The sequence below is a fragment of the Streptomyces sp. NPDC086554 genome (assembly GCF_040686095.1).
Taxonomy (GTDB): domain Bacteria; phylum Actinomycetota; class Actinomycetes; order Streptomycetales; family Streptomycetaceae; genus Streptomyces.
Genome location: NZ_JBFBJK010000043.1, coordinates 1 through 20,720, shown reverse-complemented (window position 1 = coordinate 20,720; position 20,720 = coordinate 1). Strand labels below are relative to the sequence as shown.

Below are 20,720 nucleotides of genomic sequence, written 5' to 3'. Positions count from 1 at the left end.
CAGGTCAGGGATGTCTTCGGATCGTAGCCCCAGGTGCCTACCCGTCACACGGCATCCCACAGCGTGGACGGCGCGGCCCTGCGCACCACCGGCGCGATCTCCTCGGCGAAGCGCTGGAGCGTCTCGATCTGTTCGGCCCGCTCAAGACCGAACCCGTCCACGGTGATGGACTGCAGGTCATGGCCGTACACCTCGTGGTAGCCGAGGATCTTGTCGATGATCTGCTGCGGGGAGCCGATCAGCTGGGGCCCGTCGGCGATCGCGTCCTCGATGGTGCGGAAGGGCGTGTTGTAGCCCGCCTTGCCCTCCAGATGTGGCTTGAAGGACTGCCTCACCTTCGCCTCGTACAGCTCGCGGTAGCGCGATACCGCCTGCTCCGCGGAGTCCGCGATGAGGAGACCGCCCGAGCCCGCCGCCACATGGGCGCGCGCCGGATCATGTCCGTACGCCTCGAACCGCTCGCGGTAGTACGCGATCAGCTTCGCGTACGCGGCGCGCGGCTGGACGGCGTTGGCGGTGAAGAGGGGATCCCCGTGCCGGGCCGCCAGATCGGGCGAGTTGAGGGACGTCGCCGAGCCGTGCCAGACCCGCGGCACTCCCGCGTACGGGCGCGGCACCGTCGTCACGTTCTTCAGGGCGGGCCTGAACTCGCCCTCCCAGTCGACGTTCTCCTCGCTCCACAGGCGCCGGAGGAGCTCGTACTTCTCCTTCTGCAGATCCCACTGCCGCTCCTCGTCGAGCCCGAAGAGGTCGAAGTGCCCTGCCTCCGCGCCCTTGCCGATGACCAACTCGATGCGCCCGCGCGAGATCTGATCGAGCGTCGCGTAGTCCTCGGCGACCCGTACCGGGTCGAGGATCGCGACGACCGTGACTCCGGTGAGCAGTTTGATGCGCGTGGTCCGTGCCGCGAGCGCGCCGAGCACGACCGTCGGGCTCGACGAGAGGAAGGCGCCCGCGTGCCGCTCGCCCACGGCGTACGCGTCGTACCCGAGCCGTTCGGCAGCCACGCCGACCTCGATCACATCCGCCAACCGGTCGGCTGACGTGGGCAGTTGACCGGTCAGTGGGTGCGGGGCATGGCCGATGATCGACAGTACCTGGAACTTCATGGTGTCCTCTTCTTCGAGCGCACGTGCCGGACCGGTGTCTGTCTCAGGCCTGCTTGAACCAGGCCTGGGCGAGCAGCTCGTACGAGCGCAGCCGGTCCGCGTGGTCGTGCGTGATGGTGGTGATCAGCAACTCGTCGGCGCCGGTGGCCCGTTGGAGTACCGCGAGCCGCTCCGTCACCGTCTCGGGCGCGCCCACGAACTGGGTGTCGACGCGGTCGGCCACCAACTCCCGGTCCTCGTCCGTCCATTCATGACGGGCGGCCTCCTCGGGTGTGGGGAACTCGATCGCGCCCTCGGCGCTGCGGATCGACCGCACCCACGGCGCGTATCCGGCCGCGAGCCGCCGCGCCGTCCCGTCGTCCGGCGCGACCACGACATCGGCGGACACCGACACATACGGCTCCGACAGCACGGCGGAGGGCCGGAACGCCGCGCGGTAGGCCTCCACGGCCTCCACCACCGTGCCCGGACTGACGTGGTAGTTCGCCCCGAAGGGCAGGCCCCGCGCGCCCGCGACCTCGGAGCTCTCGCCCGCGCTGCTGCCCAGGATCCATACGTCGACGGCGGCGCCGTCACCCGGGGTCGCGTGCGCCTCGACGCCGTCCTCGTCGCGGTACGTACCGCCGAACAGCGCCAGGATGTCGTCGATCTGCTCGTCGTACGCAGGAGTCTGCGCGCCCGGCTGCTGGAGCAGGCTCAACTGCAGCCGGAAGCGCGGCGATCGAAGGAGTCGGGCGAAACCCGTGAACTTGGGCGGCAGATAGAGGCCCTCGTCCGTGAAGGTGCCCCCGCGCTCGGCTGCGGTCGCCACCGGGGGAGTGCCGCGCGGCCGCCCCGACCGTCCCACGCCCAGGTCGATCCGCCCCGGATACAGCGCGTCCAGGATCCCGAACTGCTCCACGACCGACAGCGGCGTCTGATGCCCGAGCAGCACCGCGCCCGACCCCACCCGGATCTCCCGCGTCGCCTGCGCGACGGCCTGGATCACCAGAGCGGGCGCGGAACCGGCGACGCCCGGATTGAGATGGTGCTCCGCCAGCCAGTAGCGGCGGTAGCCGAACTCCTCGGCGGCGCGGGCCAGTTCGACGGTGTTGCGCAACGCCGTCGGAGCGTCGGAACCGGAGCTGACGGGGACCAGATCAAGTACTGAGAGAGGAACCGGAGGCATCCTCCAACTCTCCCCGCGGCGTATTGCACGCGTATGTACGCGGTATGGCAGCCCGGCCGGGTACGCCGGAGGGGCGGCCCCCCCAAGAGGGAGCCGCCCCTTCGACGATCGACCAGTGCCTACTTGTTGTCGAGCACGTCCTGGACCTTGCCGCGGACGTCGTCCGTCGCGAGGCCACGGATCGTCAGCGTCGTACGGCGGCGAAGGACGTCGTCCGCCGTCTCGGCCCACTCGTGGTCGCGGGCGTAGACCACCTGCGCCCAGATCTCCGGGGCGTCCGGCGAGATGCGCTCGGCGAGCGCCGGGTCCTCGTTCGCCAGGCGGGCGATGTCGAAGGAGAGCGAGCCGTAGTGCGTCGCCAGGTGCCTGGCGGTGTCGGCGGCCATCCGCGGGCCGGGCGCCGGGCCGTCGACCAGGAGGCGGTGCGCGACCGCGCGCGGGTTGGCGATGCCGGGCAGCGGAAGCCGCTTCTGCAGCTGCGAGATCGGCTCGTATTCCTCGCCGAGCGGGTGGCCCGGCAGCGACTCCAGCTTCTTCATCACCGTACGGCCGATGTGGCGGAAGGTCGTCCACTTGCCGCCCGCGACGGAGAGCATGCCGCCCGCGCCCTCGGTGACGACCGTCTCGCGCTTGGCCTTCGAGGTGTCGCCGGGCCCGCCGGGCAGCACCCGCAGACCCGCGAAGGAGTACGTGATCAGGTCACGGGACAGCTGCTGGTCGCGGATGGAGAACGCGGCCTCGTCCAGGATCTGCGCGGTGTCAGCCTCGGTGACCTTGACGTCGGCCGGGTCGCCCTCGAACTCCTCGTCGGTGGTGCCGAGCAGGAGCATGTCCTCCCAGGGGAGGGCGAAGGTGATGCGGTACTTGTCTATCGGGGTCGCGAGCGCGGCCTTCCAGGGGGCGGTGCGCTTGAGGACCAGGTGCGCGCCCTTGGAGAGGCGGATGGAGGGCGCCGCGTCGGGGTTCTCCATCTTGCGCAGGTGGTCGACCCACGGCCCGGTGGCGTTCAGGACCAGACGGGCGTTGACGCCGAACTCGTCGCCGCTCATGCGGTCCTTGAGCTCCGCGCCGGTGACCCGGCCCTTGGTGAAGCGCAGTCCTGTGACCTCGGCGTGGTTGAGGACGGAGGCACCGGCCTCGACGGCCGCGCGGACCGTCATCAGGGCCATGCGCGAGTCGTTCATCTGGTCGTCGCCGTACACGGCGACGGCCTTCAGGTTGTCCGTACGCAGCTCGGGCACGTCCTGCGCGGCCTTGGAGGGGCTGAGCAGGTGGCCGACGCCGTCACCGAACGCGGACAGCGCGCTGTACGCGAACACGCCCGCGCCCAGCTTGGCCGCGCCGTGCGGGCCGCCCTTGTAGACGGGCAGGTAGAAGGTGAGCGGGTTCGCCAGGTGGGGGGCCACCTGACGGGACACCGCGCGACGCTCGAAGTGGTTCTCCGCGACCAGCTTCACCGCGCCGGTCTGCAGGTAGCGCAGACCGCCGTGGAGGAGCTTGGAGGAGGCGGAGGAGGTGGCGCCGGCGAAGTCACCGGCGTCCACCAGGGCCACCCGCAGTCCCGACTGCGCGGCATGCCAGGCGGTGGAGATGCCCAGGATCCCGCCGCCGATCACCAGGAGGTCGTACGTCGCCTTGGAAAGCTGCTCCCGGGTCTCGGCGCGGCTCGCCACTCCAAAAGAAGCGCGCGTACCGGCAGCCGGATGCGTCCCGAGGGCGGGGACGCTCTGCAGGGTGGTCATGACTTACTCCTCGTCAGCTTTCGTCCTCGAGCCAGCCCATGGTCCGCTCGACGGCCTTGAGCCAGCTCTTGTACTCACGGTCGCGGGTGTCCGCGTCCATGCGGGGGGTCCACTCCGCCGCCCGGCGCCAGTTGGCGCGCAGTTCGTCGGTCGAGGACCAGAAGCCGACGGCGAGACCGGCGGCATAGGCGGCACCGAGGCAGGTGGTCTCGGCGACCATCGGGCGCACCACGGGGGCGTCCAGGAAGTCCGAGAGCGTCTGCATCAGCAGGTTGTTGGAGGTCATGCCGCCGTCGACCTTGAGGGCCGTGAGCTCGACGCCGGAGTCCTTCGTCATGGCGTCGGTGATCTCACGGGTCTGCCAGGCCGTGGCCTCCAGGACGGCGCGCGCGATGTGCGCCTTGGTCACGTACCGGGTGAGACCGGCGATCACACCGCGGGCGTCGGAACGCCAGTACGGGGCGAACAGGCCGGAGAAGGCCGGTACGAAGTAGGCGCCGCCGTTGTCCTCGACCGACGACGCGAGCGTCTCGATCTCGGCGGCGGAGTTGATCAGGCCCATCTGGTCGCGCATCCACTGCACCAGCGAGCCGGTGACGGCGATGGAACCCTCGAGCGCGTAGACCGGCTTCTGGTCGCCGATCTGGTAGCCGACCGTGGTCAGCAGGCCCGAGTAGGAGTTGATGGCCGTCTCACCGGTGTTCATCAACATGAAGGTGCCGGTGCCGTACGTGGACTTGGCCTCGCCCTGGGCGAAACACGTCTGCCCGAAGAGGGCCGCCTGCTGGTCGCCGAGCGCGGAGGCGACGGGGATGCCGCCGAGGACGTCGCCGAGAGAGCCGCCGGTGACCTCGCCGTAGACCTCGGCGGAGGAGCGGATCTCGGGGAGCATCGCGAGCGGCACGCCGATGGACTCGGCGATCTTCTCGTCCCACTGCATGGTGTGCAGGTTCATCAGCATGGTGCGCGACGCGTTGGTGACGTCGGTGACGTGGTGGCCGCCGTTGACACCACCCGTCAGGTTCCAGATGACCCAGGTGTCCATGGTGCCGAAGAGGATGTCGCCGGCCTCGGCGCGCTCGCGCAGGCCCTCGACGTTGTCGAGCAGCCAGCGGGCCTTGGGGCCCGCGAAATACGACGCGAGCGGCAGGCCGGTCTCGCGGCGGAAGCGGTCCTGGCCGACGTTGCGGCCGAGTTCCTTGCACAGGGCGTCGGTGCGGGTGTCCTGCCAGACGATGGCGTTGTGCACCGGCTCGCCGGTGTTCTTGTCCCAGAGCAGCGTGGTCTCACGCTGGTTGGTGATGCCGATCGCCTTGATGTCGTCGCGGGTGATCCCGGCCTTGGCGATGGCGCTCGCGACGACCTCCTGGACATTGGTCCAGATCTCGGCGGCGTCGTGCTCGACCCATCCCGGCTTCGGGAAGATCTGCTCGTGCTCCTTCTGGTCGACCGAGACGATCCGGCCATCTTTGTCGAAGACGATGCAGCGGCTGGACGTGGTGCCCTGGTCGATGGCCGCGATGAAGGGGCCTGCGGTGTGTGCGTCGGTGGTCACGGTGTGCTCCAGAGTTCTTGCTCGGCGGTCTGTCTCAGGCGGTCGTCGGTCGCGGTCGCGGTCCTACTTGAGCGCGAGATTGTAGAGACCGCCCGCCAGGGCGCCGCCGATCAGCGGGCCGACGACCGGAACCCAGGCGTAGCTCCAGTCCGACTTGCCCTTGTTGGGCAGCGGGAGCAGGGCGTGCACGATGCGCGGGCCGAGGTCACGGGCCGGGTTGATCGCGTAGCCCGTGGGGCCACCGAGCGAGAGGCCGATGCCGACCACGAGGAGCGCGGTGATCAGGGCGCCGAGGACGCCGAGGCCGTTGCCGCCGTCGTTCAGACCCTGCGTGAGGATGGCGATGACCAGGACGAACGTGCCGATGATCTCGGTGAGCATGTTCTGCACGTAGTTCCGGATCTCGGGTCCGGTCGAGAAGATGCCGAGCACCGGTCCTGCCTTGGGCGCGGCCTTCTGATCGACCATGCCTTCCTCCATCGGCTGTGCCGCGAGGATCTCGGGATCGGTCAGGTGGGCCTGGAATTGGCCCATGTAGGTGACCCACACCAGGAAGGCGCCGATCATCGCGCCGAGCATCTCGGAGGCCAGGTAGAGCGGTACGTCGCTCCACTTGGTGCCGCCCTCGATCGCGAGGCCGATGGTGACGGCCGGGTTGAGGTGGGCGCCGGAGACGCCGCCGGCCATGTAGGCGCCGGTCAGAACGGCGAAGCCCCACCCGAAGGTGATGGCGAGCCAGCCGGCGTCCTTGGCCTTCGAACGCTTGAGTACGACGCCGGCGACGACTCCGCCGCCGAGCAGGATGAGCAGGGCGGTACCGATGGTCTCGCCGATGAAGATGTCGGAGCTGGACACCCGCGACTCCTTTGTCCTTCGTCCAGGGGAAGGCGAACCCCGGGTCCCACCGGGAGTCCGCGACCTCAGGTGAGGTCGTTGCCGGCCCTTGGCCTTGCCACACTCTAGCGCGTAATGCCGGTAGGTGTTCGACAATGCCGACCGATGGACGCGAGTCTCACCCCGGGGTTACATGCTCGTCAAGAGTTCTCTTATTGAAAACACGATCGTTATTGATCGTTCCGGGTTATCGGTGACCACGGGGCGAAACGCGGTCCAACGATGGTCGCGCAGAAGGGTGCACCCTGCATGTTGAGCGGCGGGATGATGCGCCCCGTAAGGGGCGCGGGGCTGTGACATGTGCGGCTCCGCCGCGTGGGCGCGACCAGCCACGGACGGCCCGCAGATTCGGCACCGGCCTACCAGTGGAGCTAAAAGCGCCCGGCGCCCAGGTCACGCGACACGGCGCGCGCGCAATCCCGTACGGCGGCAATCAGGTCAGGCCGGAGTTCGCCGTCCTTCTGGACGCGCTCCACGGCGCCGGTGATGCCCACCGCGCCGACCGGCATACGGCGCCGGTCGTGAATGGGCGCGGCCACCGAGGCGATGCCCTCCCACGTCTCCTCGACGTCCGCGGCGTACCCGCGCGCACGGGTGAGGTCGAGGACGCCCTCGAAGTCGTCCGGGTCGATCACGGTGTGCACGGTGAAGGACTGCCAGTCGGCCTCCGCGGCCTCGCTGTGCGCCACCGGGTCGTACGCGGCGAGCACCTTGCCGAGCGCCGTGGAGTGCAGCGGCTGCATGGCGCCCACCTCCAGGACCTGGCGGCTGTCGTCGGGCCGGAAGACGTGGTGCACGATCAGGACGCCCTGCTGGTGCAGGACCCCCAGATAGACGCTCTCCCCACTCGAGCGGGCCAGGTCGTCGGTCCACACCAGGGCGCGGGCCCGCAGTTCGTGCACGTCCAGATAGCTGTTGCCGAGGCGCAGCAGTTCGGCGCCGAGCTGATAGCGGCCCGACGCGGAGTCCTGCTCGACGAAGCCCTCCGCCTGCAGGGTGCGCAGAATGCCGTGGGCCGTGCCCTTGGCCAGGCCAAGGGCGGAAGCGATCTCCGAGAGGCCGAGCCGTCGCTCTCCGCCCGCGAGCAGCCGCAGCATCGCGGCGGCCCGCTCGAGCGACTGGATGTTGCGTGCCATCGCAGCCCCTTCCTCCGTCCCCTCAGATATCAACGTTCGACAATGCTGAACACTATCGGTCGTTGTCGACCTCCCGCTAATGAGCGACAGGCGATGTTTCTCGCCGTTTCCCCCTCGTTCTACGTGACAACCCCCGGAGCTCCGACGGGGGCGGTACGGGGCGGCGTCCGGCACGTGAACACCCGAGCGCCTTGGACCTTCGTCCGGCTACCCTGACCGAGTGCGCCTCCAACCGAAGCGCAAAGCCGACAGCCGTCGCACCTCAGGGAGCTCTTTCATGGCCTCGTTGCCGACCCCCTCGTCCGGTCTCTACGACGGGACCCGAGTCGAAGCCCTCCGCGAAGCCCTCGCCACCAGGGTGGTGGTGGCCGACGGAGCGATGGGCACCATGCTCCAGGCGCAGGACCCCACGCTCGACGACTTCCAGCAGCTCGAGGGCTGTAACGAGATCCTGAACGTGACCCGGCCGGACATCGTCCGCTCGGTCCACGAGGAGTACTTCGCCGTCGGTGTCGACTGTGTCGAGACGAACACGTTCGGTGCGAACTACGCCGCCCTGAACGAGTACGAGATCCCCGAGCGGAACTTCGAGCTCTCCGAGGCCGGCGCCCGCATCGCCCGCGAGGTCGCCGACGAGTTCACCGAGAAGACCGGGCAGCAGCGCTGGGTCCTCGGCTCCATGGGCCCCGGCACCAAGCTGCCCACCCTGGGCCACGCTCCGTACACCGTGCTGCGCGACGCGTACCAGATCAACGCCGAGGGCATGATCGCCGGCGGCGCCGACGCGCTCCTGGTGGAGACCACCCAGGACCTCCTTCAGACCAAGTCCGCGATCCTCGGTGCCCGCCGCGCCCTGGAAGCCACCGGCGCGAACCTCCCGCTGATCTGCTCGGTCACGGTCGAGACCACCGGCACGATGCTCCTCGGCTCCGAGATCGGCGCCGCCCTGACGGCCCTGGAGCCGCTCGGCATCGACATGATCGGCCTGAACTGCGCCACGGGCCCGGCCGAGATGAGCGAGCACCTGCGCTATCTCGCCCGCCACTCGCGCGTCCCGATCTCCTGCATGCCCAACGCCGGCCTGCCGGTCCTGGGCAAGGACGGCGCCCACTACCCCCTGACGGCGCCCGAGCTCGCCGACGCCCAGGAGACCTTCGTACGCGAATACGGCCTCTCCCTGGTCGGCGGCTGCTGCGGCACGACCCCCGAGCACCTGCGCCAGGTCGTCGAGCGGGTGCGCGGCGTGCAGACGCCCGCCCGTGAGCCGCACCCCGAGCCGGGTGCCGCCTCGCTCTACCAGACCGTGCCGTTCCGCCAGGACACCTCGTACATGGCGATCGGCGAGCGCACGAACGCCAACGGCTCGAAGAAGTTCCGCGAGGCCATGCTGGAGGGCCGCTGGGACGACTGTGTGGAGATGGCCCGCGACCAGATCCGCGAGGGCGCGCACATGCTCGACCTGTGCGTCGACTATGTCGGCCGCGACGGCGTCGCCGACATGGAGGAGCTTGCGGGCCGCTTCGCCACCGCCTCCACGCTGCCGATCGTCCTGGACTCCACGGAGCTGCCCGTCATCCAGGCCGGCCTGGAGAAGCTGGGTGGCCGCGCGGTCATCAACTCGGTCAACTACGAGGACGGCGACGGCCCCGAGTCGCGGTTCGCGAAGGTCACCGCGCTCGCCAAGGAGCACGGCGCCGCGCTGATCGCGCTGACCATCGACGAGGAGGGCCAGGCCCGCACCGTCGAGAACAAGGTCGCCATCGCCGAGCGCATCATCGACGACCTGACCGGCAACTGGGGCATCCACGAGTCGGACATCCTCATCGACACCCTGACCTTCACCATCTGCACCGGTCAGGAGGAGTCCCGCAAGGACGGCGTCCACACCATCGAGGCGATCCGGGAGCTCAAGCGCCGCCGCCCGGACGTGCAGACCACCCTGGGTCTGTCCAACATCTCCTTCGGCCTCAACCCGGCCGCCCGCGTCCTGCTCAACTCCGTCTTCCTGGATGAGTGCGTCAAGGCGGGCCTGGACTCGGCGATCGTGCACGCCTCCAAGATCCTGCCGATCGCGCGCTTCGACGACGAGCAGGTGAAGGTCGCAAGCGATCTCATCTACGACCGCAGGGAAGAGGGCTACGACCCCCTCCAGAAGCTCATGGAGCTCTTCGAGGGCGTCTCCACCAAGTCGATGAAGGCCGGCAAGGCCGAGGAGCTCCTGGCCCTGCCGCTTGACGAGCGCCTGCAGCGCCGCATCATCGACGGCGAGAAGAACGGCCTGGAGGCGGACCTGGACGAGGCCCTGCAGGACACGCCCGCCCTCGACATCGTCAACAACACCCTCCTGGAGGGCATGAAGGTCGTCGGCGAGCTCTTCGGCTCCGGCCAGATGCAGCTGCCGTTCGTGCTCCAGTCCGCCGAGGTCATGAAGACCGCGGTGGCGCACCTCGAACCGCACATGGAGAAGTCGGACGCCGAGGGCAAAGGCACCATCGTGCTCGCCACGGTCCGCGGCGACGTGCACGACATCGGCAAGAACCTCGTCGACATCATCCTGTCCAACAACGGCTACAACGTGGTCAACCTGGGCATCAAGCAGCCCGTCGCCGCGATCCTGGACGCCGCCGAGGAGCACCGCGCGGACGTCATCGGGATGTCGGGCCTCCTGGTCAAGTCGACGGTGATCATGAAGGAGAACCTGGAGGAGCTCAACCAGCGCAAGCTGGCGGCCGACTTCCCGGTGATCCTCGGCGGCGCGGCCCTGACCCGTGCGTACGTCGAGCAGGACCTGCACGAGATCTACGAGGGCGAAGTGCGCTACGCCCGCGACGCGTTCGAGGGCCTGCGCCTGATGGACGCCCTCATCGCGGTCAAGCGCGGGGTGCCCGGCGCGACCCTGCCCGAGCTCAAGCAGCGCCGTGTCCAGAGCAAGGCCTCCGCCGCCGTCCTTGAGGTCAACGAGGACGAGGGGCCCGCCCGCTCGGACGTCGCCACCGACAACCCCATTCCCGAGCCGCCGTTCTGGGGCACCCGGGTGGTCAAGGGCATCCAGCTCAAGGAGTACGCGTCCTGGCTGGACGAGGGCGCCCTCTTCAAGGGCCAGTGGGGCCTCAAGCAGGCCAGGACCGGTGACGGTCCGACGTACGAGGAGCTGGTGGAGACCGAGGGCCGTCCGCGGCTTCGCGGCTGGCTGGACGAGCTGCACACCAAGAACATGCTCGAAGCGGCCGTCGTGCACGGCTACTTCCCGTGCGTGTCCAAGGGCGACGACCTGATCCTCCTGAACGACGACGGCTCGGAGCGCACCCGCTTCTCCTTCCCCCGCCAGCGCCGCGGCCGCCGCCTCTGCCTCGCGGACTTCTTCCGCCCCGAGGAGTCCGGCGAGACCGACGTCGTCGGCCTCCAGGTCGTCACCGTCGGCTCGAAGATCGGCGAGGAGACCGCCAAGCTGTTCGCCGCCGACTCCTACCGCGACTACCTCGAACTGCACGGCCTGTCCGTGCAGTTGGCCGAGGCCCTCGCCGAGTACTGGCACGCCCGGGTCCGCGCCGAGCTCGGCTTCGGCGGCGAGGACCCCGCCAACGTCGAGGACATGTTCGACCTGAAGTACCGCGGCGCGCGCTTCTCGCTCGGCTACGGCGCCTGCCCCGACCTGGAGGACCGCGCGAAGATCGCCGAGCTCCTTCAGCCGGAGCGGATCGGCGTACAGCTCTCCGAGGAGTTCCAGCTGCACCCCGAACAGTCCACGGACGCGATCGTCATCCACCACCCCGAGGCGAAATACTTCAACGCGCGCTAATCCGCCGCAGTCGTACACTGGTCGGTCCAGTGCAGGCCGGTTGCCCTCTGTCAGAAATGTCTGTCAGAAGGGCGGCCGGCCTTCTCGTCCCTCATGGAAGGTGTGGTCGCATGACCAGTACGGTTCCCGCGCTCGGCACCCGAACGGCCGAAGGCTCCGCGCTTCAGGGCGTTCTTCTCGACATGGACGGAACCCTCGTCGACACCGAGGGGTTCTGGTGGGACGCCGAGGTCGAGGTCTTCGCCGCACTCGGACACACGCTCGACGAGGCCTGGCGCGATGTGGTCGTCGGCGGTCCCATGACGCGCAGCGCGGGTTTCCTCATCGAGTCCACGGGTGCCGACATCACCCTCGCCGAGCTCACCGTGCTGCTCAACGACGGCTTCGAGGACCGTATCGGCCGTGCCCTGCCGCTGATGCCGGGCGCCGCGCGGCTGCTCGCGGAACTGGCCGCGCACGAGGTGCCGATGGCGCTGGTGTCCGCGTCCCACCGGCGCATCATCGACCGCGTACTCGACTCGATCGGATCCCACCACTTCGCGCTGACCATCGCGGGCGACGAGGTGGCGCGGACCAAGCCGCACCCGGATCCCTATCTCCTCGCTGCGGCCGGAATCGGTGCGGAACCGGCCAGATGCGCCGTCATCGAGGACACCGCGACCGGCGTCGCCGCGGCCGAGGCCGCGGGCTGCCGGGTGGTCGCCGTACCGTCCGTCGCGCCGATCGACCCCGCGTCCGGCAGGACCGTCGTCCCCTCGCTCGAACACGTCAACCTGCCTTTCCTACAAGGCCTGATGGCCGGAAATCGCTGAACCGTCGCATGTGTGACCTTTCCCACTCGATGGAGGGTCGACAGTCGGCCGGGACTGTGCGGGGGCACCGAAATGCACCGGTTGCGGCGTGGCGATGTGTCCGGATTCAGGGGAACCTGCACGAATCCTTCCCGTGTTGGGTTATCAGTGCGTCCGCGCCCGGTTTCGCTGCGTGATTGAGGGTCAACTCCGGTCTCTTCCGGCGCTTGTGGTGGTGCGGACTAATGTCGTCGCGAGAACATCGCCCCACCCCCCAAGAACCGGCTGACCCCACCCCTGGTTGCCGGTTCGCGCGGGATTCAACAGCTCTGGAGAACGTCGAGCATGAACCGTAAGACTTTGGTGCTGCCGGCCGTCATAGGCCTGCTCGCCCCCGCGCTCGCCGCGTGCGGCGGAGCGGGTGGTGGAGGGGGAGACGACGAGATCGCCGTCGGCACCACGGACCGGTTCGCCACCTCTGCCGAGGTTCCGGCGCCCTTCGACCCGGCGTACGCCTATGACGCGGGATCCTGGAGCGTCCTGCGCCAGACCCTCCAGACGCTGATGATCATGCCGCGCGGCGACGGCGAGCCGGAGCCGGAGGCCGCCGAGAGGTGCGGCTTCACCGACACCGGCAACGAGCGCTACGAGTGCACACTGCGCAAGGGCCTGAAATTCGCCGACGGCTCGGCACTGACGGCCGCCGATGTGAAGTTCTCCATCGAGCGCGTGCGCGACATCAAGATCAAGAACCCCAGCGGGTCCGACGGCCTGGTGGCCAACGTCGACGAGATCGAGACGCAGGGCGACCGCGGCGTCGTCTTCCACCTCAAGAGCCCCGACGCGACGTTCCCGTACAAGCTGGCCACGCCCACGGCGGGCATCATCAGCAAGGACAAGTACAGCAAGAACAAGCTGCGCGACGGCTTCGAGGTCGACGGCTCGGGCCCCTACACCGCCGAGCACGAGGTCGAGGGCGGCCAGCTGGTCAAGACGGTGTTCTCCAAGAACCCCAATTACAAGGGCGCGTTGACGCCCAAGAGCGACACGATCGAGATGCGCAACTACGCCTCCACCGAGGCGATGGGCAAGGCGCTCGAGAGCGGCGACATCGACATGATGACCCGCACCATGTCGCCCCAGCAGATCAGGGATCTCGACGAGACCCCGTCGAAGAACATCGAGCTGGTCGAGATGCCCGGCCTCGAGATCCGCTACCTCGGCTTCAACACGGACGCGAGCACCGTCAAGTCCAGGGCCGTCCGCCAGGCCATGGCGCAGATCGTCGACCGCGGCGCCCTCGCGACCGGCGTGTACGGAACCGCAGCCGAGCCGCTCTTCTCGCTGGTGCCGACCACCGTCACGGGTCACACCAACTCGTTCTTCAACAAGTACGGCAACCCCAGCCCGGCCAAGGCCCGCGCCCTGCTGCAGCGGGCCGACATCACCACCCCGGTGAAGCTCACCCTGCACTACACGACCGACCACTACGGCCCGGCCACCAAGAAGGAGTTCCAGCTGTTGCAGAAGCAGCTGAACGACAGCGGCCTGTTCGACGTGTCGATCAAGGGCGCCCCCTGGAGCACCTTCCGCGCCGCCGAGCAGAAGGGCGCGTACGACGTCTACGGGATGGGCTGGTTCCCCGACTTCCCCGACGCCGACAACTTCCTCGCGCCGTTCCTCGACAAGGACAACTTCCTCGGTTCGCCGTACGAGAACAGCACCATCAACGAAGAGCTGATCCCGCACTCGCGCCGCGAGGCGGACCGGCTCACGGCCTCCAAGAGCATCAAGAAGATCCAGGACATCGTCGCCGAGGACGTGCCGGTGCTTCCCCTGTGGCAGGGCAAGCAGTACATCGCCGCCCGCGACGACATCACCGGCGTCGAGTGGGCCCTCAACTCCTCGTCGAACCTGCAGCTGTGGGAGCTCGGCCGCGGTGTGAGCGGCTGACCTCCGCTCGCACCGGCACCAACGCCGAGCTCCGCTCCGCGCGCATGCCGAGTTCCGCTCCACCGATGGACAACAACGACAAGGTACGTACGTGAACTTGCGTAACCAGTGGCTGGCCCTTCCCCTCACGGGAGGACTGGCCGCCGCCCTGCTGACCGGCTGCGGTTCGGAGACGGGCGATGCGGGGGAATCCGGTGACGCGGTGGTCGTGGGGATGTCCGACGACATCCTGGCCACCGACCCGGCCTCCGGCTACGACCCGGGGTCGTGGCTGCTCTTCAACAACGTCTTCCAGTCCCTGATGAGCTTCCCGAACGGGGCCACGGAGCCGGAGCCCGAGGCCGCCAAGGAGTGCGGCTTCACGGACACGGAGACCAAGGTCTTCAAGTGCACGCTCCGTGACGGCCTCAAATTCAGCAACGGCAAGTCGCTGACCTCGAAGGACGTCAAGTACTCCTTCGACCGCATGCGCACGATCGGCGACGACGCCGGCCCCGCGATCATGTTCCCGATGCTCAACCGCGTCGAGACGCCGGACACCAGGACCGTCGTCTTCAAGCTCAAGTACCCCGACGCGACCTTCCCCAGCAAGATCGCGTCCGGCGCCGGATCCATCGTCGACCACCGCTCGTACGACATGAACGCGCTGCGCGGAGACGACCAGGCCACCGGCTCGGGGCCGTACAAGCTCGACTCCTTCACCAAGGAGAAGGCGGTGTTCTCGGTCAACCCCGAGTACAAGGGCACCGCCAAGGTGAAGAACAAGGGCATCACCATCAAGTTCTTCCACAACGACCGGAAGAGCCTGAAGCAGGCGATCCTGGACAACAAGGTCGACATCGCCTACCGAGGCCTCGCCGCCTCCGACGTCGCGGACATCGAGCAGGACACCTCCAGCGAGAGCCAGAGCATCGACGTCGTCGAGGGCACGAGCGCCGAGGTGCAGCACCTGGTCTTCAACGTGAAGGACCCGGTCGCGGGCAAGCTCGGCGTGCGCAAGGCCATGGCGTACCTCCTGGACCGGGACGCCCTGGTCAAGGAGGTCTACCAGGACACGGCGACGCCGCTGTACTCGATCGTCCCGGCCGGCATCGGCGGTCACAACACCGCCTTCTTCGACACCTACGGCGCCCGCCCGCAGCGCGCCAAGGCCGAGGCCGCCCTGCGTGCCGGCGGCGTGAGCGGCAAGGTCAAGCTCACGCTCTGGTCCACGCCCTCGCGTTACGGCCCCTCGACGGATGACGAGCTGAAGGCGATCGCCAAGCAGCTCAACAAGAGCGGCCTGTTCGACGCCGACGTGAAGTCCATCGAGTTCAAGCAGTACGAGAAGGACATCAAGGCCGGCAAGTACGGCGTCTACGTCAAGGGCTGGGTGCCGGACTATCCGGACCCGGACAACTTCACCCAGCCGTTCTTCGGCAAGGGCAACGTCCTCGACAACGGCTACACGAACAGCGACATCACCGGGAAGATCATCCCCGGCACCGCGGCCCAGAGCGACCGCACCAAGACCAACAAGGACTACGCGAGGCTCCAGGACACGGTGGCGAACGAGCTGCCGATCCTGCCGGTCTGGCAGGCCAAGCAGTACGCGGTGATCCGCGACGACGTGTACGGCGTGGAGTCCTGCCTGGACGCGTCGACGGTGTTCCGCTTCTGGGAGATCAGCAAGGGCTGATTCCGGCCGCGTACGTCCGCATACAGAAGAAGGTGGCCGCCCCGAGGGGCGGCCACCTTCTTCCGTCATCCGTTGAACTACTGCGCGCCGGGACGCACCAGACCGCTCTCGTACGCGTACACCGCGGCCTGCACGCGGTCGCGCAGGCCCAGCTTGGTGAGCACATGGCCCACATGCGTCTTGACCGTCGTCTCGCTGACGAACAGATCCGCCGCGATCTCCGCGTTCGACAGACCGCGGGCCACCAGCTTCAGGACCTCGACCTCGCGCTCGGTCAGCGTGTGCAGGGTGTCCGGCACGGGCTCGTCGCCCGACGGGAGATGCCCGGCGTACTTGTCCAGAAGCCTGCGGGTGATGCTCGGCGCGAGCATCGCCTCGCCGGACGCGACCACCCGGATCGCCTGCACCAGCTCGTTCGCCGGGGCGTCCTTGAGCAGGAAGCCGCTGGCGCCCGCGCGCAGCGCCTCCACCACGTACTCGTCGAGGTCGAAGGTGGTCAGGACCAGGACCTTCGCCGGGCCGTCCCGGCCAGGTCCGGTGATCTGCCGGGTCGCCTCGACACCGTCCATCCGCGGCATGCGGATGTCCATCAGGACCACGTCGGGCTGCAGCGCCCGCACCTGGTCGAGAGCCTGCAGGCCGTCTCCGGCCTCGCCGACGACCGCGACGTCCTGCTCGGCCTCCAGAATCATCCGGAACCCGGTGCGCAGCAGTGGCTGGTCGTCGACCAGTAGGACACGGATCGCCACGTAACTCTCCTTCGCTAGCCCGGCCCCATTCTGCCCTGCTCACCCGCACCGGACTCGGGCACCCTCACCGCAAGCGGGTACGGCGGGGGAGTCCCGCCGAATTCCGGACATACGGCCTGGTGGTCGCACCAGCCGCAGAGCTTCGTCGGCCGCGGCCGCCAGTCACCCGTCTCGGTGGCGAGCGTGATCGCCTCCCACAGCGCGTGCAGCTTCCGCTCGACCTGCTCCAGGTCGGCGATCACCGGGTCGTACGTGATGACATCGCCGCTGCCCAGATAGACGAGCTGGAGCCGGCGCGGCACCACGCCCTTCAGGCGCCACACCACCAGGGCGTAGAACTTCATCTGGAAGAGGGCGCCCTCCGCATACTCGGGGCGGGGCGCCTTGCCCGTCTTGTAGTCGACGATCCGCACCTCGCCGGTGGGCGCCACGTCCACCCGGTCGATGATGCCGCGCAGCTTCAGGCCGGAATCCAGCTCGGCCTGCACGAACAGCTCCCGCTCCGCGGGCTCCAGACGAGTCGGGTCCTCCAGCGTGAACCACCGCTCGACAAGCTTCTCCGCGTCCCCGAGCCAGCGCGCGAGCCGCCGGCCTTCCTCATCGTCCGCGAACAGCTCCGTAAGCTCCGGTCTGGCTTCCCGCAGCTTGTCCCACTGCCCCGGGATCAGCGCCTTGGCGCGGGGCGCGGTCCGCTCACCGGCCGGGGCGTCGAAGAGGCGCTCCAGGACGGCGTGCACCAGTGTGCCGCGGGTCGCCGCCTCGCTCGGCTTCTCCGGCAGCTTGTCGATCACCCGGAACCGGTAGAGCAGCGGGCACTGCATGAAGTCGCTGGCGCGCGAGGGCGACAGCGACGCCGGGCGCACGGCCGCCACGGCACCGTCGGTGCTGGTTTCCATGAGGACAGACCCTACGGCCCGCCACTGACAACGGCCGCATACCATCGACGACAGACCCTCTCGCCCTGCATGATCGTGCGTGTACCGCGCCGGACAGGGGCGAGGGACGCTTCGAACGAGGGGACATCGTGGACGAAAGCGGCGGGAGCGGCAGGCCGCGGTCCGACGGCACGGACGGTGGGCGGCCGGGTGTCGGCCAGCCGCGCCCGGTGGAGCCGGCCGACTCCGCGCGGCCGACCCGGAGCGGACCGGACGCCGCGATCGGCGCCGGGCCCGGGCCCGAAACCACACCGGACGACGCGAAGCCCGAGCACCCGACACCCGAGCCCGAACCCCGCCCCACCGCGCCTGAGCCCGCCGAGCCCGGCCCCGGCAAGACCCCCGTCACCGCGCAGCCCGGCGACCGCCCGGCCGGGTCCCAGCCCGCCGAGTCCGGCCCCACCGAGCCTGGGCCCGTCACGCCCGGCCACGTCACGCCCGATTCCGCGCCTGGCTCCGTCACGCCCGAGTCCGCCGCACCTGGCCCTGCTGAGCCCGGCCGTGTCACGCACGGCTCCGTCGAGCCTGCTCCGATCGAGCCGGAGTCCGTCGCGCCTGGGCCCGTCGCGCCCGGGCCCGAAAACACCGGCCCCGCCGCGCCCGGCCCCGCCGCGCCCGGCCCCGGCAAGACTCCCGTCACCGCGGAGCCCGGCGACCGCCCGGCCGGGTCCCGGCCCGCCGAGTCCGGCGAGACCGGCCCCATCGAGCCTGGGCCCGTCACGCCCGGCCACGTCACGCCCGAGTCAGCTGAGCCCGGCCCTGCCGCGCCTGGCTCCGTCGAGCCTGCCCCCATCGAGCCTGGCCCCACCAAGCCCGAGTCCGCCGCGCCTGCCCCCACCGAACCCGAGCCCGCCGCGCCCCGCCCCGCCGGACCTGAGTCGGTCGCGCCCAGCTCCGGCGACCGTCTCGTGAAGGCGCCCCGCACGGAGTCCACCGGCGACGCCGCGCCGCGCTCCACCGACGCCCACCCCGAGTTCGCGCACGCCACCCACGGTCCCGCACCGAAGCCCACGCCCCCCAAGGCGCAGAAGGGGCCCGGGGGAGGGCTGCTCATGGGGCGGCCGTTCGGGGTGCCTGTGTATGTGGCGCCGAGCTGGTTCCTTGTCGCCGCCCTCATCACCTGGGTCTTCGGCGGGCAACTCGACCGCGTCCTGCCCGAACTCGGCGGCGCCCGCTACCTGGTGTCCCTGTTCTTCGCCGTCGCCTTCTACGCCTCCGTACTCGTCCACGAGCTGGCCCACACCGTCGCCGCCCTGCGCTTCAAGCTGCCGGTGCGCCGCATCCAGCTGCAGTTCTTCGGTGGAGTGTCGGAGATCGAGAAGGAGAGTGAGACACCCGGACGCGAGTTCATCCTCGCCTTCGTCGGGCCGCTGCTCTCCCTCGTCCTCGCCGGGGTGTTCTACGCCGGCATGCGCGCCGTCGAGCCCGGCACCGTGCCCGGCGTCCTGCTCGCGGGACTGATGATCTCCAACCTCATCGTCGCCGCCTTCAACCTCCTGCCGGGGCTGCCCCTGGACGGCGGACGGATGCTGCGGGCCGTGGTTTGGAAGATCACCGGAAAACCCATGAGCGGCACCATCGCCGCCGCCTGGGTCGGCCGCGCCCTCGCCATCTCCGTCCTGGTCGGCCTGCCCATCCTCAACCAGTCCGGCGCGCTCGGCGGCGAGGCCCAGGACATCGGCGGCATGGACACCGTCACGGACGCCCTGCTCGCCGCGATCCTCGCCGCGATCATCTGGACCGGCGCCGGCAACAGCCTGCGCATGGCCCGGCTGCGCGAACACCTGCCCGAGCTGCGGGCCCGCGCCCTGACCCGCCGCGCCGTCCCCGTCGAGACCAGCACCCCGCTCTCCGAAGCGCTGCGCCGCGCCAACGACGCGGGGGCCCGCGCCCTGGTCGTCGTCGACGCCGACGGCGACCCCATGGCCGTGGTCCGCGAAGCCGCCATCGTCGGCGTGCCCGAACACCGGCGCCCCTGGGTCACCGTCAGCGGCCTCGCCCAGGACATCACCGAAGGCATGCGGGTCTCCGCCGAGCTCGCGGGTGAGGAGCTCCTCGACACCCTGCGGGCCACACCCGCCACGGAGTACCTCGTCGTCGAGGACTCCGGCGAGATCTACGGAGTGCTCTCCGCCGCCGACGTGGAGCGCGCCTTCGTGAAGGCCATGGCCCGCCCCAGCTGACGTACGCCACCGTGGTCGGCGACCCCCGCACGGGCCGGTAGGCTGGTCACATGTCCGAACCGACCGGTGCCGCCCGCCGACGCGGGCCCTTCAAGGTCGGGGACCAGGTTCAGCTGACCGACCCCAAGGGCCGCCACTACACGTTCACGCTCGAGGCCGGGAAGAACTTCCACACCCACAAGGGTTCCTTCCCCCACGACGAGCTGATCGGTGCTCCCGAGGGCAGCGTTGTCCGCACCACGGGAAACGTCGCCTACCTCGCGCTGCGCCCCCTGCTCCCCGACTATGTCCTGTCCATGCCCCGCGGCGCCGCCGTGGTCTACCCCAAGGACGCGGGGCAGATCCTGGCCTTCGCCGACATCTTCCCCGGCGCCCGCGTCGTCGAGGCCGGCGTCGGCTCAGGATCGCTCAGCAGCTTCCTCCTGCGCGCCATCGGCGACCAGGGCATGCTGCACTCCTACGAGCGCCGCGAGGACTTCGCCGAGATCGCCCAGCAGAACGTGGAGCGCTACTTCGGCGCCCCGCACCCCGCCTGGCAGCTCACCGTCGGCGACCTCCAGGACAACCTGAGCGACACCGAAGTCGACCGCGTCATCCTCGACATGCTCGCCCCCTGGGAGTGCCTGGACGTCGTCTCCAAGGCGCTCGTCCCCGGCGGCATCCTCTGCTGCTACGTCGCGACGACCACCCAGCTCGCACGGACCGTCGAGTCCATCCGCGAGATCGGCGGCTTCAACGAGCCGACCGCCTGGGAGTCGATGATCCGCAACTGGCACATCGAGGGCCTCGCCGTCCGCCCCGACCACCGCATGATCGGCCACACCGGCTTCCTGCTCACCGCCCGCCGCCTCGCGGACGGCGTCGAGCCCCCCATGCGCCGCCGCCGCCCCGCCAAGGGCGCGTACGGCGAGGACTACTCGGGTCCGAACGCCGACGGCGGCACCCCGCGCTGACCCGCGCGGCGAGCCCCGTCCAACAAGCAGGCGCCCGCGGCCGGGGGGGCCCCCCCCACCGGGCCCGCCGGGCCG

14 protein-coding genes are annotated in these 20,720 nt (G+C 69.6%); 6 read left to right on the top strand and 8 right to left on the bottom strand.

Annotated elements, in window-relative coordinates; genetic code table 11:
• Positions 1 to 44 precede the first annotated feature (44 nt).
• The 6 genes from AB0O76_RS41525 to AB0O76_RS41500 form a co-directional block, all read right to left on the bottom strand.
• Positions 45 to 1,109 (bottom strand): LLM class flavin-dependent oxidoreductase, encoded by a 1,065-nt coding sequence (locus AB0O76_RS41525; RefSeq protein WP_365502492.1) that lies wholly within the window; start codon positions 1,107 to 1,109, stop codon positions 45 to 47.
• A gap of 43 nt (positions 1,110 to 1,152) precedes the next feature.
• Complete coding sequence (locus AB0O76_RS41520) at positions 1,153 to 2,277, bottom strand: MsnO8 family LLM class oxidoreductase (protein WP_365502490.1); 1,125 nt, start codon at positions 2,275 to 2,277, stop codon at positions 1,153 to 1,155.
• Positions 2,278 to 2,396: 119 nt separating this feature from the next.
• Positions 2,397 to 4,019 carry a glycerol-3-phosphate dehydrogenase/oxidase gene (locus AB0O76_RS41515; protein ID WP_365502488.1) on the bottom strand — a complete coding sequence of 541 codons (1,623 nt, stop codon included), beginning with the start codon at positions 4,017 to 4,019 and terminating at the stop codon, positions 2,397 to 2,399.
• A 13-nt stretch (positions 4,020 to 4,032) separates the two neighbouring features.
• A complete protein-coding gene (gene glpK, locus AB0O76_RS41510; protein ID WP_365502486.1) occupies positions 4,033 to 5,574 on the bottom strand; it encodes a glycerol kinase GlpK in 1,542 nt (513 codons plus the stop codon).
• A 63-nt stretch (positions 5,575 to 5,637) separates the two neighbouring features.
• Complete coding sequence (locus tag AB0O76_RS41505; RefSeq protein WP_365502484.1) at positions 5,638 to 6,429, bottom strand: MIP/aquaporin family protein; 792 nt, start codon at positions 6,427 to 6,429, stop codon at positions 5,638 to 5,640.
• Between the two features lie 410 nt (positions 6,430 to 6,839).
• The gene (locus AB0O76_RS41500) at positions 6,840 to 7,604 is read right to left on the bottom strand and encodes an IclR family transcriptional regulator (RefSeq protein WP_365502482.1); all 765 of its coding nucleotides are present in this window, start codon (positions 7,602 to 7,604) and stop codon (positions 6,840 to 6,842) included.
• A gap of 277 nt (positions 7,605 to 7,881) precedes the next feature.
• On the opposite strand from AB0O76_RS41500, the gene metH reads away from it, so the two are divergent.
• The 4 genes from metH to AB0O76_RS41480 all read left to right on the top strand — a co-directional run bounded on the left by metH (position 7,882) and on the right by AB0O76_RS41480 (position 15,825).
• Positions 7,882 to 11,403: a methionine synthase gene (metH, locus tag AB0O76_RS41495; protein ID WP_365502480.1), complete on the top strand. Its 3,522-nt coding sequence runs from the start codon at positions 7,882 to 7,884 to the stop codon at positions 11,401 to 11,403.
• 110 nt (positions 11,404 to 11,513) lie between these two features.
• Positions 11,514 to 12,215 (top strand): HAD family phosphatase, encoded by a 702-nt coding sequence (locus AB0O76_RS41490; RefSeq protein ID WP_365502478.1) that lies wholly within the window; start codon positions 11,514 to 11,516, stop codon positions 12,213 to 12,215.
• 324 nt (positions 12,216 to 12,539) lie between these two features.
• On the top strand, positions 12,540 to 14,147 hold the full coding sequence (locus AB0O76_RS41485; protein ID WP_365502476.1) for an ABC transporter substrate-binding protein: 1,608 nt from the start codon (positions 12,540 to 12,542) through the stop codon (positions 14,145 to 14,147).
• Between the two features lie 91 nt (positions 14,148 to 14,238).
• Positions 14,239 to 15,825, top strand: a complete 1,587-nt coding sequence (locus tag AB0O76_RS41480) for an ABC transporter substrate-binding protein (RefSeq protein ID WP_365502474.1) — start codon at positions 14,239 to 14,241, stop codon at positions 15,823 to 15,825.
• A 77-nt stretch (positions 15,826 to 15,902) separates the two neighbouring features.
• Here the strand turns inward: AB0O76_RS41480 and AB0O76_RS41475 are convergent, their stop codons facing one another.
• The gene (locus AB0O76_RS41475; RefSeq protein WP_135332738.1) at positions 15,903 to 16,574 is read right to left on the bottom strand and encodes a response regulator transcription factor; all 672 of its coding nucleotides are present in this window, start codon (positions 16,572 to 16,574) and stop codon (positions 15,903 to 15,905) included.
• A 14-nt stretch (positions 16,575 to 16,588) separates the two neighbouring features.
• Positions 16,589 to 17,470 (bottom strand): RecB family exonuclease, encoded by an 882-nt coding sequence (locus AB0O76_RS41470; protein WP_365502472.1) that lies wholly within the window; start codon positions 17,468 to 17,470, stop codon positions 16,589 to 16,591.
• Positions 17,471 to 18,042: 572 nt separating this feature from the next.
• On the opposite strand from AB0O76_RS41470, the gene AB0O76_RS41465 reads away from it, so the two are divergent.
• Together AB0O76_RS41465 and AB0O76_RS41460 are read left to right on the top strand one after the other, a co-directional pair.
• The gene (locus tag AB0O76_RS41465) at positions 18,043 to 19,692 is read left to right on the top strand and encodes a site-2 protease family protein (RefSeq protein WP_365502539.1); all 1,650 of its coding nucleotides are present in this window, start codon (positions 18,043 to 18,045) and stop codon (positions 19,690 to 19,692) included.
• A gap of 50 nt (positions 19,693 to 19,742) precedes the next feature.
• Positions 19,743 to 20,645, top strand: a complete 903-nt coding sequence (locus tag AB0O76_RS41460; RefSeq protein WP_365502470.1) for a tRNA (adenine-N1)-methyltransferase — start codon at positions 19,743 to 19,745, stop codon at positions 20,643 to 20,645.
• Positions 20,646 to 20,720 lie beyond the last annotated feature (75 nt).

Bases quoted from the DNA above. Each gene is read 5' to 3' on its own strand.
- AB0O76_RS41525 (WP_365502492.1), bottom strand. From the start codon at position 1,109: ATGAAGTTCCAGGTACTGTCGATCATCGGCCATGCCCCGCACCCACTG.
- AB0O76_RS41520 (WP_365502490.1), bottom strand. From the start codon at position 2,277: ATGCCTCCGGTTCCTCTCTCAGTACTTGATCTGGTCCCCGTCAGCTCC.
- AB0O76_RS41515 (WP_365502488.1), bottom strand. From the start codon at position 4,019: ATGACCACCCTGCAGAGCGTCCCCGCCCTCGGGACGCATCCGGCTGCC.
- AB0O76_RS41500 (WP_365502482.1), bottom strand. From the start codon at position 7,604: ATGGCACGCAACATCCAGTCGCTCGAGCGGGCCGCCGCGATGCTGCGG.
- metH (WP_365502480.1), top strand. From the start codon at position 7,882: ATGGCCTCGTTGCCGACCCCCTCGTCCGGTCTCTACGACGGGACCCGA.
- AB0O76_RS41490 (WP_365502478.1), top strand. From the start codon at position 11,514: ATGACCAGTACGGTTCCCGCGCTCGGCACCCGAACGGCCGAAGGCTCC.
- AB0O76_RS41485 (WP_365502476.1), top strand. From the start codon at position 12,540: ATGAACCGTAAGACTTTGGTGCTGCCGGCCGTCATAGGCCTGCTCGCC.
- AB0O76_RS41470 (WP_365502472.1), bottom strand. From the start codon at position 17,470: ATGGAAACCAGCACCGACGGTGCCGTGGCGGCCGTGCGCCCGGCGTCG.
- AB0O76_RS41460 (WP_365502470.1), top strand. From the start codon at position 19,743: ATGTCCGAACCGACCGGTGCCGCCCGCCGACGCGGGCCCTTCAAGGTC.